The sequence below is a fragment of the Variovorax sp. Varisp36 genome, assembly GCF_047304235.1.
In the GTDB taxonomy this organism is placed as follows: Bacteria; Pseudomonadota; Gammaproteobacteria; order Burkholderiales; family Burkholderiaceae_C; genus Variovorax.
Map to the genome: position 1 here is coordinate 52,601 of NZ_JBGLYU010000034.1, position 12,951 is coordinate 65,551.

General features: G+C 67.4%; 11 protein-coding genes. All 11 read right to left on the minus strand.

All coding sequences use genetic code 11. The annotated features are described in order from the left end of the window. Positions 1-7: 7 nt before the first annotated feature. The 11 genes from mraY to dksA all read right to left on the minus strand — a co-directional run bounded on the left by mraY (position 8) and on the right by dksA (position 12,396). On the minus strand, positions 8-1,186 hold the full coding sequence (mraY, locus tag ACCD11_RS19700) for a phospho-N-acetylmuramoyl-pentapeptide-transferase (RefSeq protein WP_007832453.1): 1,179 nt from the start codon (positions 1,184-1,186) through the stop codon (positions 8-10). A 15-nt stretch (positions 1,187-1,201) separates the two neighbouring features. Further along, a complete protein-coding gene (locus ACCD11_RS19705; protein ID WP_413315132.1) occupies positions 1,202-2,638 on the minus strand; it encodes a UDP-N-acetylmuramoyl-tripeptide--D-alanyl-D-alanine ligase in 1,437 nt (478 codons plus the stop codon). Beyond that, positions 2,635-4,194, minus strand: coding sequence for a UDP-N-acetylmuramoyl-L-alanyl-D-glutamate--2,6-diaminopimelate ligase (locus ACCD11_RS19710; protein WP_413315133.1), 1,560 nt, complete (start codon positions 4,192-4,194; stop codon positions 2,635-2,637). Before ACCD11_RS19710 ends, ACCD11_RS19705 begins: the two co-directional genes overlap by 4 nt. A 2-nt stretch (positions 4,195-4,196) precedes the next feature. After that, positions 4,197-5,951 carry a peptidoglycan D,D-transpeptidase FtsI family protein gene (locus ACCD11_RS19715; RefSeq protein ID WP_007832457.1) on the minus strand — a complete coding sequence of 585 codons (1,755 nt, stop codon included), beginning with the start codon at positions 5,949-5,951 and terminating at the stop codon, positions 4,197-4,199. Then, positions 5,948-6,304, minus strand: coding sequence for a cell division protein FtsL (gene ftsL, locus ACCD11_RS19720; RefSeq protein WP_413315134.1), 357 nt, complete (start codon positions 6,302-6,304; stop codon positions 5,948-5,950). Before ftsL ends, ACCD11_RS19715 begins: the two co-directional genes overlap by 4 nt. Before the next feature lies 1 nt (position 6,305). Beyond that, positions 6,306-7,229, minus strand: a complete 924-nt coding sequence (gene rsmH / locus ACCD11_RS19725; protein WP_007832459.1) for a 16S rRNA (cytosine(1402)-N(4))-methyltransferase RsmH — start codon at positions 7,227-7,229, stop codon at positions 6,306-6,308. 8 nt (positions 7,230-7,237) lie between these two features. Further along, the gene (gene mraZ, locus ACCD11_RS19730; protein ID WP_012746060.1) at positions 7,238-7,666 is read right to left on the minus strand and encodes a division/cell wall cluster transcriptional repressor MraZ; all 429 of its coding nucleotides are present in this window, start codon (positions 7,664-7,666) and stop codon (positions 7,238-7,240) included. A gap of 271 nt (positions 7,667-7,937) precedes the next feature. Beyond that, entirely contained in the window at positions 7,938-9,269 is a 1,332-nt protein-coding gene (hslU, locus tag ACCD11_RS19735; protein WP_413315135.1) for an ATP-dependent protease ATPase subunit HslU, read from the minus strand. A gap of 2 nt (positions 9,270-9,271) precedes the next feature. Further along, positions 9,272-9,817 carry an ATP-dependent protease subunit HslV gene (hslV, locus tag ACCD11_RS19740; protein ID WP_007832466.1) on the minus strand — a complete coding sequence of 182 codons (546 nt, stop codon included), beginning with the start codon at positions 9,815-9,817 and terminating at the stop codon, positions 9,272-9,274. A gap of 55 nt (positions 9,818-9,872) precedes the next feature. Next, on the minus strand, positions 9,873-11,510 hold the full coding sequence (locus ACCD11_RS19745) for an STAS domain-containing protein (RefSeq protein ID WP_413315136.1): 1,638 nt from the start codon (positions 11,508-11,510) through the stop codon (positions 9,873-9,875). A gap of 85 nt (positions 11,511-11,595) precedes the next feature. Next, positions 11,596-12,396 (minus strand): RNA polymerase-binding protein DksA, encoded by an 801-nt coding sequence (dksA, locus tag ACCD11_RS19750; protein WP_413315137.1) that lies wholly within the window; start codon positions 12,394-12,396, stop codon positions 11,596-11,598. Between the last annotated feature and the right edge of the window lie 555 nt (positions 12,397-12,951).

Genomic DNA, 12,951 nt, shown 5'->3' on the forward strand with positions numbered 1-12,951 from the left:
GTTCCTGTCACCGCAGCTTCAGCGTCGAAAGGCCCACGAGGCACAGCAGCATCGTGATGATCCAGAAGCGCACAACGACCTGCGTCTCGCGCCAGCCGCTCTTCTCGAAGTGATGGTGCAGCGGCGCCATCTTGAGCACGCGGCGGCCTTCGCCGAAGCGCTTCTTGGTGTACTTGAAGTACATGACCTGCGCCATCACCGAGATCGCCTCGACCACGAAGATGCCGCCCATGATGAAGAACACGATCTCCTGGCGCACGATGACCGCGATGGTGCCCAGCGCGCCGCCGAGCGCCAGCGCGCCCACGTCGCCCATGAACACCTGCGCCGGGTGCGTGTTGAACCAGAGGAACGCAAGCCCCGCGCCGGCCATGGCCGAGCAGAACACCAGCAGCTCGCCCGAGCCCGGGATGTTGGGGAACAGCAGGTACTTGGAATACACCGCGCTGCCCGTGACGTAGGCGAACACGCCCAGCGCCGAGCCCACCATCACCACCGGCATGATCGCCAGCCCATCGAGGCCGTCGGTCAGGTTCACCGCATTGCTCGCGCCCACGATCACGAGGTACGTGAGGATCACGAAGCCGATGCCGCCGAGCGGGTAGCTCACTTCCTTGAAGAAAGGCACCAGCAGGTTGATCTTGGGCGGAAAGTCGAGATCGAAGCCCGAGCGCACCCAGGCGAAGAACAGCTCGAGCACGCGCCAGTTGGAGCTTTCGGAGATGCTGAACAGCAGGTAGAAGCCCGCGAGCAGGCCGACCAATGACTGCCAGAAGTACTTCTCGCGCGAGCGCATGCCTTCCGGGTCCTTGCGCACCACCTTGCGCCAGTCGTCGACCCAGCCGATGGCACCGAAGCCCATGGTGACCCACAGCACGATCCACACGAACCTGTTGGAGATGTCGAACCACAGCAGCGTGGCGAAGGCGATGGCGAACAGCACCAGCACGCCGCCCATGGTGGGCGTGCCGCTCTTGGTGAGGTGCGTCTCCATGCCGTAGCCGCGCACCGGCTGGCCGATCTTGAGTGCGGCAAGGCGGCGGATCACGTAAGGGCCGGCCACGAGGCCGACCACGAGCGCGGTCAGCGCGGCCATCAGCGCGCGGAAGGTGAGGTACTGGAAGACGCGCAGGAACCCGAACTCGGGCGAGAGCGTCTGCAGCCATTGGGCCAGGGTCATCAGCATGTCTTTTCGCGCGGCTCATGCGTCATGACCGGCCTCCTTTTGTTGTTGTGCCTCGATGGCTTTCACCACGCGCTCCATCTTCATGAAGCGCGATCCCTTCACGAGCACGCTGCCGACCTGCGGCAGGCGCGCGAGCACGGCCGCGCCGAGCGCGTCGAACTCGTCGAAATGGCGTCCGTCGCGTCCCCCGCCGCTCTCCTGGAAAGCGGTGGCGGTGTGCATCGTCGCCGCGCCCAGCGTGTAGACGGACTCGATGCCGCGCCGGCGCGCCCACGCGCCGACTTCGGCATGGAACTCGGGCGAGCGATCGCCCACCTCGCCCATGTCGCCGAGCACCAGCAGGCGCGGGCCCGGAAGGGCGGCGAGCACGTCGATGGCTGCAATCACGGAATCGGGATTCGCGTTGTAGCTGTCGTCGACCAGCGTCAGCGCATGGCCGCCGGCCAGCACGATCTCGCTGGCGCGCGAGCGGCCCTTGACCGGCTCGAAGGCCGACAGGCCTTCGGCAATGGTCTCGAGCGACACGCCGGCCGCGAGCGCGCAGGCGGTGGCCGCCAGCGCATTGACCACGTTGTGCCGGCCCGCGATGTGCAGGCGCGCGTCAAAGGCGCCGAGCGGCGTGCGGATGCGCACGGCCCAGGCGCCCTGCTTCCATTCGGCGCTGTCGAGCGAGATGTCGGCGTCTTCGGACTCGCCGAAGGTCATGCAGCGTCGGGCGCCGGTGGCATGCGCCATGTCGGTCCACAGCGAGGTGAAGGGGTCGCCATGGGGGAACACGGCCGTGCCGTCATCGGGCAGCACCGCGAACACGGCGCCGTTCTCGACGGCGACCGCCTCGACGGTGGCCATGAATTCCTGGTGCTCGCGCTGCGCGTTGTTGACGAGCGCGATGGTCGGGCGCGAAACGGCGGCCAGCCGCGCGATCTCGCCCGGATGGTTCATGCCCAGTTCGAGCACCGCGAGCTGGTGCTGCGCGCGCAGGCGCAGCAGCGTGAGCGGCACGCCGATCTCGTTGTTGAAGTTGCCGGCCGTGGCCAAGGCACGTTCCCCGCGCGCGGCGAACAGCACGGCCGCGATCATCTGCGTGACCGTGGTCTTGCCGTTGCTGCCGGTCACGGCGATCAGCGGCAGCTCGAACTGCGCGCGCCAGCCCGCGCCGAGGGCGCCCAGCGCGGCCAGCGTGTCGGGCACTTCGAGGCCGGCGAGGCCGACGGCTTCCAGGCCGCGGTGCGCAATGGCGGCCACGGCGCCCTGCTTCTTCGCATCGGCGAGGAAGTCGTTGGCGTCGAAGCGCTCGCCCTTGAGCGCGACGAACAAGTCGCCCTGCGCAAGCGTGCGCGTGTCGGTGTGCACGCGCGCGATGACGGTCGAGGCGTCACCCACGAGGCGCGAACCCGGAATCCATTGCTGCACCTGGGCCAGCGTGATATTGAGCGGCGTCGTGTCGGTCATGCCGCGGCACTCCGCTTCGCCAGCGCCTGCAGCACGTGGGCCTTGTCCGAAAAGTCGATGCGCTGGCCGGCAATTTCCTGCCAGGCCTCGTGGCCCTTGCCGGCGATCAGCACGACGTCCCGCGGCGCGGCCTGCGCGATCGCGTCGGCGATGGCGATGGCGCGGTCGGGCTGCACCTGCGCGGCCTCGGGACGCGAGAAGCCGCGCAGCACCTGGCTGATGATCGCGTCGGGCTTCTCGCTGCGCGGGTTGTCGCTGGTGACGATCACGCGGTCGGCCTGGCGTTCGGCGACGGCGGCCATCATCGGGCGCTTGATCGGGTCGCGGTCGCCGCCGCAGCCGAACAGGCACCAGAGCGCACCGCCGCGCTGCCTGGCCAGCGGGCGCAGGCCGATCAGGGCCTTGTCGAGCGCGTCGGGTGTGTGGGCGTAGTCGACCACCGCCAGCGGTGCACCTTCGCCGGTTCCCGCGCGGTCCATGCGGCCCGGCACGCTCGTGAGGCTGGCACAGGCGGCCACGGCCTGGGCCAGCGTGAGGCCGAGCGCGCGCAGGGTGCCGAGCACGCCGAGCAGGTTGGCCACGTTGTACTGGCCGATGAGGCCGGTCGACAGCCGTTCCACCGCGGTGGTGCCGTGCTCGGCCACCGAGAACTCCAGGCCCTGCGCGTCGTAGCCGATGTCGCGCGCCATGAGGCGGGCCGGCTTGCCGCCAGCCGAGACGGTCCAGACGTCGAGCGCGCCGATACCGGCGTCGATCAGGTTCGCGCACAGGCTGGCGCCGTGCGTGTCGTCGATGTTGATCACCGCTGCGCGCAGGCCGGGCCAGCGGAACAGCTCGGCCTTGGCCTGCCAGTAGGCATCCATGCTGCCGTGGTAGTCGAGGTGGTCCTGCGTGAAGTTGGTGAACACGGCCACCGCGATCTGCGCACCGTCGAGCCGGCGTTCGGCGATGCCGATGGACGAGGCCTCGATGGCGCAGGCGCCGAAGCCGCGCTCGACCAGCGAACGCAGCTCGCGCTGCAGCATCACCGGGTCGGGCGTGGTCAGGCCGGTGTAGGTCAGCTCGGGCGGCACGCCGATGCCCAGCGTGCCCATCACCGCGCAGGGCGACGGCGCATCGCGCTGCACGGTGCCGTCGGGGTTCATCGCGCGCACGCCACCCGCCGCGCTCAGCGTGGAAAGCGATTCGGCCAGCCACCATGCGGTGGAGGTCTTGCCGTTGGTGCCGGTCACGGCCAGCACGTCGAGCAGGGCCGAAGGGTTGTCGTAGAAGGCCGAGGCGATCGGGCCGGTAGCGGCCTTCAGGCCGGGGTAGCTCACGATGCGCTCGTCGCCCTCGAAGCCGAAGGCCTCCACGCCCTCGTGCTCCACCAGGCAGATCGCCGCGCCCTGCGCCAGCGCGGCCGCCACGTGCTTGCGCCCGTCGGTCGCGGCGCCGGGCCAGGCGACGAAGACGTCGCCCGCACCCACGGCACGGCTGTCGGCATGCATCGCGGCCTGCGGCGCACGCTCCTTGAGCCAGGCCGCGGCCAGTTGGGGAGAAGTGAAGATCAGCATGTTCAGAAGCTCTCGTCGACGCCCTGCGTCATCACAAGCGGTTTGACCGCCAGATCGGGCGGTACGTTCATCATGCGCAGGGTCTGCTGCACGACTTCGCTGAACACGGGGGCCGCGGCGACGCCGCCGAAATACTGGCCGTCGCTCGGCTCGTCGATCATCACGGCGACGATGATGCGGGGCTTCTCGATAGGCGCCATGCCGGTGAACCAGGCCCGGTACTTGTTGCTCGCGTAGCCCTTGCCGACCTGCTTGTGGGCCGTGCCCGACTTGCCGCCGACGGAATAGCCGACCGTCTGCGCGCGCGTGCCGGTGCCGCCGGGGCCGGCGGCCATTTGCAGCATCTTGCGCACCGCCAGCGCATTCGACGGCGAGAACACGCGCACGCCGACCGGCGCCTCTGAATTCTTCAGGATGGTCACCGGAATGATGGAGCCGTCGTGTGCGAACGAGGTGTACGAATGCGCCATCTGGAACAGCGACGCCGACAGGCCGTAGCCGTAGGCCATGGTGGCCTGCTCGACCGGCTTCCAGGTCTTCCACGGGCGCAGCCGGCCCGTGACGGCGCCGGGGAACTGGATCTGCGGCTTCTGGCCGTAGCCGAGCGCGGTGTAGGTGTCCCACATCTCGTGCGGGGTCATCTTCTGGGCGATCTTGAGCGCACCGACGTTGCTCGACTTCTGGATCACGCCTTCCACCGTCAGCGTGCCGTAGTTGTGGGTGTCGCTGATCGTGAAGCCGCCGAGCTGGAAGCGGCCGGGGCTGGTTTCGATCAGCGTCGAGGGCTTCACTCGGCCGGCTTCCAGCGCCATGCCCACCGTGATCGGCTTCATGGTCGAACCGGGCTCGAAGGTGTCGGTGAGCGCGCGGTTGCGCAGCTGCTCGCCGGTCAGGTTCTGGCGCTTGTCCGGCACGTAGCTCGGGTAGTTGGCCAGCGCCAGCACTTCGCCGGTGACGGAATCGAGCACCACCACGCTGCCGGCCTTGGCCTTGCGCGCGGTCACGGCGTCGCGCAGCTTCTGGTAGGCGAAAAACTGCACCTTGCTGTCGACGCTCAGCTGGATGTCCTTGCCGTCGAGCGGCGGCACGGTCTCGCCCACGCCCTCGACCACGCGGCCGAGGCGGTCCTTGATGACGCGGCGCGAACCGGCCTTGCCGGCCAGCTCCTTGTTGAACGCGAGCTCGATGCCCTCCTGGCCGTTGTCTTCCACGTTGGTAAAGCCCACCACGTGCGCAGCGGCCTCGCCCTCGGGGTACTGGCGCTTGTATTCCTTGCGCTGGTAGATGCCCTTGAGGTTCAGGGCCGCGATCTGCTTGGCGACGGGCTCGTCGACCTGGCGCTTGATCCAGACGAAGGTCTTGTCCTCGTCCTCGAGCTTCTTGTCGAAGTCCTTCTGCGGCATCTCGAGCAGCTTGGCGACCTGCTTGAGCTTGGCGCGCACCTCGGGGTCATCGCGCTCGATGTCCTCCGGAATGGCCCAGATGCTGGGCGCCACCACGCTGGAGGCGAGGATGAGCCCGTTGCGGTCGAGGATGCGGCCGCGGTTGGCCGGCAGTTCGAGCGTGCGCGCGAAGCGCACTTCGCCCTGCCGCTGGAAGAAGCTGTTGTTGAGCACCTGCACGTAGGCCGCCCGGCCCGCCAGCATGACAAAGCCGAGCGCGATGCCTGCAACGATGAACTTGCTGCGCCACACCGGCGTCTTGCTCGCGAGCAAGGGGCTGGTGGTGTAACGCACGCTGCGGTTGCCCCGGCTCATCGTGCGGCCCTCGCTGCGGCGGCCGGCTTCGTGGCCGGCTTGGGTGGGGCGGGTGCGGGCGCCACGGGCGCAACGGCCGGGATCACCGTGCCGTCGGGACGCACGTACTGCGTGATCGCCGGCGAGGTGGTGCGCATCTGCAGTTGCTCCTTGGCGAGCTTCTCGACGCGCAGCGGCGTGGCCTGCGCGCGCTTCTCGACCTGCAGGCGGTCGCGGTCGGTTTCCAGGCGGCGGGCATCCTGCTGCACGCGATCGAGCTCGGTATAGAGCTGGCGCGAGAGGTACTGCGTATGCACGAGGTACAGCGCCGTCGCAATGACGGCCATCAGCAGGAGCAGGTTGATGCGCGCCATGTCAGGGCGCCTCGGTGCGCTCGGCGACGCGAAGAATGGCGCTGCGCGAGCGCGGATTGCCTCTTACCTCGGCGTCGGAGGGCTTGATGCGCTCCAGGGCGCGCAGTTTCATGACCTTCGGGGCGGCAAACGGCGCACGGCGGTCGTAGACCTCCTTCGAGTGCTTGGCGATGAACTGCTTCACGATGCGGTCTTCCAGCGAATGGAAGCTGATCACCGCGAGCCGCCCGTGGGGCTTGAGCACGGACAGGCTGGCCTCTAGCGCCTGTTGCAGCTCTTCAAGCTCGGCGTTGATGAAAATCCGAAAAGCCTGAAATGTGCGCGTTGCAGGGTTCTGGCCCTGCTCGCGGGTTTTGACCGTGCCAGCCACGAGCTCGGCCAGTTCGGTGGTGGTTGAAATTGCGCCCCGTTCTTGTCTGCGAGCAACAATCGCCTTTGCAATCTGAACAGCAAACCGTTCTTCGCCATAGTCACGGATCACCTCTGCAATTTGTGGAAGTTCGGCCGTTGCCAGCCATTCGGCCACGCTCTCGCCGCGCGTGGTGTCCATGCGCATGTCGAGCGGACCGTCGAAACGAAAACTGAAACCGCGCACCGGGTTGTCGATCTGCGGCGAACTCACGCCCAGGTCCATCAGCAAGCCGTCGACGCTCGCATCGGGCAATTCGCCCAGCGAGCGGAATCCCTGATGGCGGATGGAAAAACGCGCATCGGAGATGCGCGCTGCTTCGGCCACTGCTTCTGCATCCTTGTCGAATGCGATCAGCCTGCCCTCCGGCGCCAGCCTGGAGAGAATTGCACGCGCATGCCCTCCCCGACCGAAAGTGGCGTCCACGTAGGTGCCGGTTGCCGCCGTGCTGCCGGAAAGAACGGCTTCCACCGCCTCGTTCAGCAAGACGGTCGTATGGGTCCATGCGGTGTTCACGTGAGCCCTCAGAACGCGAAGTCCTGAAACACATCCGGCATCTCGCCCTGGGTGGCCTCGGCCTCCTTGGCCTCGTAGGTGGCCTTGTCCCACAGCTCGAAGTGGTTGCCCATGCCCAGCAGCAGCGTGTCGCGCACGATGCCGGTGGCCGCGCGCAGTTCGGGCGACACCAGGATGCGGCCGGTGCCGTCCATCTCGACGTCCATGGCGTTGCCCAGGAAGACGCGCTTCCACCACTGCGCCGACATCGGCAGCGCAGCGATGCGCTCGCGGAATTTTTCCCATTCGGGACGGGGGAACACCATCAGGCATCCGTGCGGATGCTTGGTGATCGTGAGCTGGCCGCCTGCCGTCGCGCTCAGGACGTCACGGTGCCGGGTCGGCACGGAGAGCCGCCCCTTGGCATCCAGACTGAGCGATGAAGCGCCTTGAAACACGACCACGAAACCCCTGTTTTGGGAGTGCTGCAGCACCTGAAAGAGGCACTACCCGCACTTTTTCCCACTTAACTGCACTTTTTTGCACTGTAGCAGGAAACACTTCAGAAGCAACTGGCCGTTTGGGCTATTTTTTGTAATGGAATCAACGACTTAGCGCCGATTCCAAATCCTCGGAATCGGCGAATTTCGTTGAGAATGAAGTACTTAGCCCACGCAGTGAAAGTGATGCGTGAAGGATTCCCCCGTTACAGGGGGAGGAGAAGCGGCTTCAGAGGATGAAGCGCGAAAGGTCTTCGTCGTGACTTAGTGCCGCGAGGCGCTCGTCGACGTAGGCGGCATCGATGCGGATCGATTGCCCTTCGAGGCGGGTCGCGTCGAAGCTTACCTCATCCAGCAGGCGCTCCATCACGGTCGACAGGCGGCGCGCGCCGATGTTCTCCGTGCGCTCGTTCACCTCGAAGGCGATGGCGGCCAGCCGGTTCACGCCCTCGGGTGTGAATTCCAACGTCACGCCCTCGGTGGCGAGCAGCGCCTGGTACTGCTTCACGAGCGAAGCGCGGGTCTGCGTGAGGATGCTTTCGAAGTCCGACACGGAGAGCGACTGCAGCTCGACGCGGATCGGAAAGCGCCCCTGCAGCTCGGGAATCAGGTCGCTCGGCTTGCTCAGGTGGAACGCGCCGCTCGCAATGAACAGCATGTGGTCGGTGCGCACCACCCCGTACTTGGTGGTCACGGCCGTGCCTTCCACCAGCGGCAGCAGGTCGCGCTGCACGCCCTGGCGCGACACGTCGGAACCCTGGGCTTCGCTGCGGGTGGCGACCTTGTCGATCTCGTCGATGAAGACAATGCCGTTCTGCTCCGCGTTGGTGATGGCCTGCGCGCGGATCTCGTCCTCGTTGACCAGCTTGGCAGCCTCTTCGTCGATCAGCAGGCGCATCGCCTCGGCGATCTTGAGCTTGCGCGTCTTGCGCTTGCCGCCGCCGCCGAGCTGGCCGAACATGCCGCGCAGCTGCTCGGTCATTTCCTCCATGCCGGCCGGGCCCATGATTTCGAGCGGGGGGCGGGCCTCGGCGAGGTCGAGTTCGATTTCCTTGTCGTCGAGCTGATGCTCGCGCAGCTTCTTGCGGAACGCCTGGCGCGTGGGATTGGGGCCGTCCAGCGCAGGCGTGGCGCCGTCGGCGCCGCGCGCCGGGGGCAGCAGCACATCGAGGATGCGTTCTTCGGCGGCGTCTTCGGCACGCGCGCGCACCTTGATGCTCTCGGATTCGCGCGTCTGCTTGACCGCGATCTCGGCGAGGTCGCGGACGATCGAATCGACGTCCTTGCCGACGTAACCCACCTCGGTGAACTTGGTAGCCTCGACCTTGATGAAGGGCGCGTCGGCCAGGCGAGCGAGGCGGCGGGCAATTTCGGTCTTGCCCACACCCGTGGGGCCGATCATGAGGATGTTCTTCGGCGTGATCTCGTGGCGCAGCTTGTCGTCGACCTGCTGGCGGCGCCAGCGGTTGCGCAGGGCGATGGCCACCGCGCGCTTGGCGGCCGGCTGGCCGACGATGTGGTTGTCGAGCTCGGAGACGATTTCCTGGGGGGTCATGGACATGGTCAGAGCGCTTCCACCGTGTGATTCATGTTCGTGTAAATGCAGATTTCTCCGGCGATCGCCAGCGATTTGCGCACGATCTGCTCGGCCGAGAGCTCGGTGTTCTCGATCAGTGCCTTGGCCGCCGACTGGGCATACGCGCCGCCCGAACCGATGGCGATCACGCCGTCCTCGGGCTCCAGCACGTCGCCATTGCCGGTGATGATGAGCGAGGTGGTCGCATCGGCCACGGCGAGCATGGCTTCGAGCTTGCGCAGCACGCGGTCGGTGCGCCAGTCCTTGGTGAGCTCGACGGCCGCCCGGGTCAGGTGCCCCTGGTGCTTTTCGAGCTTGGCCTCGAAACGCTCGAAGAGCGTGAAGGCGTCGGCCGTGGCGCCGGCGAAGCCGGCGAGCACCTTGCCGTGATAGAGCCGCCGCACCTTGCGCGCCGTGCCCTTGATGACGATGTTGCCGAGAGTGACCTGCCCGTCCCCGCCGATGGCGACCTGGTCGCCTTGGGGGGTCTTGCGGCGCACGCTCACGATGGTGGTGCCGTGAAACTGTTCCATCGCAGCCATCTGGGGGTGTGCGGCGGCAATGCAACCGCCGAGAAGCGGTACCGGTTTAGTTTTTTCTAACCGCCACCGTGGCGTGATCGGCAATGCCTACCAGATTGAACAGCGCGGCGATGAGCCGATGCGCGTCGACGAACTGCACGCGCTCGCCGTTGGCATCGCGCGCACGCACCCAGCTCAGCAGCGTGCCGGCGGCGGCCAGGTCCATGCGCAGCAGCGCCGCGCAGGATATGACGGGCGCCGTGGTGTGGCGCAGGTCGTTGTCCAGCCGCTGCCAGTTCGACAGCGACTCGCCCCGCAGGTCGCCCGCCAGCGCGGCAAAACCGCTGTCGGTGGACGGGAAGCTCTCGGAATCACCGCCGACCGACAGCAGCGACCAGACCGAGTTGGACCGACTCGCAGGCGGCGCGGCCAGCGTGGTGCACTCGCCGCACGGGTCCTGCCAGGCGGGCGGCGACACCTCGTAGGTGATGCAGTAGTTGAGCGCGACCAGCTCGAAGTCGTCAGGCAGATGCATCATGCGTAGCGCCGCGAGGTGCAGTTGCCACCAGACGTCGTCGGTGCCGCGCTCGTTGTTGGGCGCAGCCTCGGACAACACGGCCAGCAGTTGCGCCGTGCCCATGAAACGCAGCTGGACCGGCGAACCGGCCCAGTGGGCGAACAGCACGCGCAACGGCGCGGCCGCCTCGGGCTCGATGGCGTGCAGCCCGCGCCAGTCGAGCGTCCACACCGCGCCCGCCTTCGAGAGCGCACGGGTGAGCTCCATGAGGCCTTCGCGCGCCAGGCGTGCGGGGCAAGTCCAATCGGCATGGGCGGCGCCGCCTTCGGCAGCCGCCTCGGCGGCCTCTTCGCTGGCGGTCACGGCCTTGACGCTGCGGGCCAGCTCTTCGAGCGACACCCAGTCAGGGCCCATGCGCCGCATGCGTTGCGCGTAGCGCATGCGGGCGGCCGCGAACTTCGCGGCATCGCCCGTTGCGCGGTACAGATCGAACAGGGCGCGCCAGCGGCCGTCGTCGCGTTCGGCGGCGGGGTTGTCGTGGCCGTCCTCGGTGGCCGGCGCGCTCTCGGAGGCCAGGGCCTGCAGCAGGATGGCTTCGGCACCGGTGTCGTCGCCGTGCGCGAAGCGGATCACCGCTTCTTCCAGCGCGCCGTCGTGCGCGAGGCGAGACGACATCAGCGGCACGTCGCCGGCAGCCGCGGCCGGGCTGCTGCTGGCTTCAGCGGCCGCGGGGACAGGCAAGTGTCCGGCAGGCTCGGCCAGCAGTTCGTCGGTATGCACCGGCGGCAGCGTCTCGGCCCCGGCGTCGGGCGGTGGGTTGACCAGCGTTTCGCCGTTCGGGCCCCGCCCCTTCCACCACTGCTGCGACATCTGCTGCTCGATCTCGTCGATCTTCTTGAGCGTGAGTGCGCGTCCGTCCGATCCCTCGGAGGAACTGTTGAGGTTGAACGAGGACGGCGTGACCGTCGCCTCGAAGGCATGGGCCGCAGCTTCGCGCTGGCGCAGCTTGCGCAGCATGTCGAACTCGCGCCGGCGCACGAAATCGTTGCGCTGGCGCCGCTCGATCATCTCCTTCAGCATCTCGCGGCTGTAGGTCTGGGCGGGCAGCGAGGAGTCCGAGGTCGAGACGGCGGCAGGGGCATCCAGCTCCGACCAATCCTTCAGGGGATTGCGGACAAACTTGGCCACCTTTGAAAAAAGGCGGCCCGATTCTTCCTTTGGCATTCGGCGAAGGCTATCGAAGACGCTGGTTTCTATCTACCTTGACCCTGTGTCAATCCCCGAACATCTTCTGCTTGAGCTCGCGGCGCTGCTGCGCTTCGAGCGACAGCGTCGCGGTCGGGCGGGCCAGCAGGCGGCCCACGCCGATGGGCTCGCCGGTTTCGTCGCAGTAGCCGTAGTCGCCGGCGTCGATGCGCTGGATCGACTGCTCGATCTTCTTCAGCAGCTTGCGTTCGCGGTCGCGCGTGCGCAGCTCGAGGGCGTGTTCTTCCTCGATGGTGGCGCGGTCGGCCGGGTCGGGCACGACCACCGTGTCTTCACGCAGGTGCTCGGTGGTCTCGCCGGCGTTCTCGAGGATGCCGCGCTTGAGTTCTTCGAGCTTCAGGCGGAAGAACGCCATCTGCTTTTCGTTCATGTACTCGTCGTCGGGCATGGCGATGACTTCGGCATCGCTCAGCTCGGCGGGCGTCTTGGTCTTCCAGTTGTTGGCCAGCTTCGGGTCTTTCTTCACGGCCAGTGGCGGTGGCGGCACCAGCGCGTTGGAAGGCGCCTGCGAGAAGCTGGACTTGGCGGCGGTCGATGCCACGGATTGCGGCATCGAGGGCACGGTCAGTTGCGACAGCCGGGACACACGGCCACCACGCGCGGCGGGTGCTGGCGTGGCGGTTTGAGCGGGCATCGAGGGTGTCGCCGGGGCGGAAGTGGAGGCGGCAGCCGTTTTTTTCATGGGGATCGAGGGAGCAGAAGGAGCGGCAGCAGGGCGGCCGACGGGTTTGGATGACGATGAGCCCGCGCCTGCGGTCCTGGTGGCGGCAGTTGCAGGCTTGACGGACTTCTTGGTCGCAGCGGTCACGGCCTTGGCCGGTGGTGCTGCGGGCTTTTTGGACGGCGCGCTTTTCTCCTTCGCGACAGGGCCATGTGCGGTGGCAGAAACCTTCTTGGCCGCAGGTACAGCCTGCTTCGCAGCCGGCGCCTTCTTTGCGGCGGGCTTGGGTGCTGGCGTGGCCTTGGCGGCGGGTTTCTTCACGGTGACTGGCTCCTTGGACGAACTGGAACGCGCTTTCACTGGGTGTCTCCTCCCATGGGAGCCCCTTGCAGCTTTCAGGCCACGCAGGCTCCCCGTTGTCGGGGTGCTCGCCAGTGGCGAACCCCGGGGTTATACCCCCGAAAGCCCCCCAGTAACGTATGGCGCCCCGTGCCGGAAGTCACATCTTGCCCATGGGAACTGGACATGGCTGCCGGAACAGGCGCGCGATTGTATAGAGAACTCACAGGCGTGGGCGATGTCCTGGCGTGCCGGCCAACTCCGTTAGCATCGCCCCGGGGGGGGGGGGGGGGGGGGGGGGGGGGGGCGGCCGGGGGGGGGGGGGGGGGGGGGGGGGGGGGGGGGTAGCGGAAAAAAAAAAAA

Coding starts and splice junctions, on each gene's coding strand:
- mraY (WP_007832453.1), bottom strand. CDS start 1,186: ATGCTGATGACCCTGGCCCAATGGCTGCAGACGCTCTCGCCCGAGTTC.
- ACCD11_RS19705 (WP_413315132.1), bottom strand. CDS start 2,638: ATGACCGACACGACGCCGCTCAATATCACGCTGGCCCAGGTGCAGCAA.
- ACCD11_RS19710 (WP_413315133.1), bottom strand. CDS start 4,194: ATGCTGATCTTCACTTCTCCCCAACTGGCCGCGGCCTGGCTCAAGGAG.
- ACCD11_RS19715 (WP_007832457.1), bottom strand. CDS start 5,951: ATGAGCCGGGGCAACCGCAGCGTGCGTTACACCACCAGCCCCTTGCTC.
- ftsL (WP_413315134.1), bottom strand. CDS start 6,304: ATGGCGCGCATCAACCTGCTCCTGCTGATGGCCGTCATTGCGACGGCG.
- hslU (WP_413315135.1), bottom strand. CDS start 9,269: ATGTCCATGACCCCCCAGGAAATCGTCTCCGAGCTCGACAACCACATC.
- hslV (WP_007832466.1), bottom strand. CDS start 9,817: ATGGAACAGTTTCACGGCACCACCATCGTGAGCGTGCGCCGCAAGACC.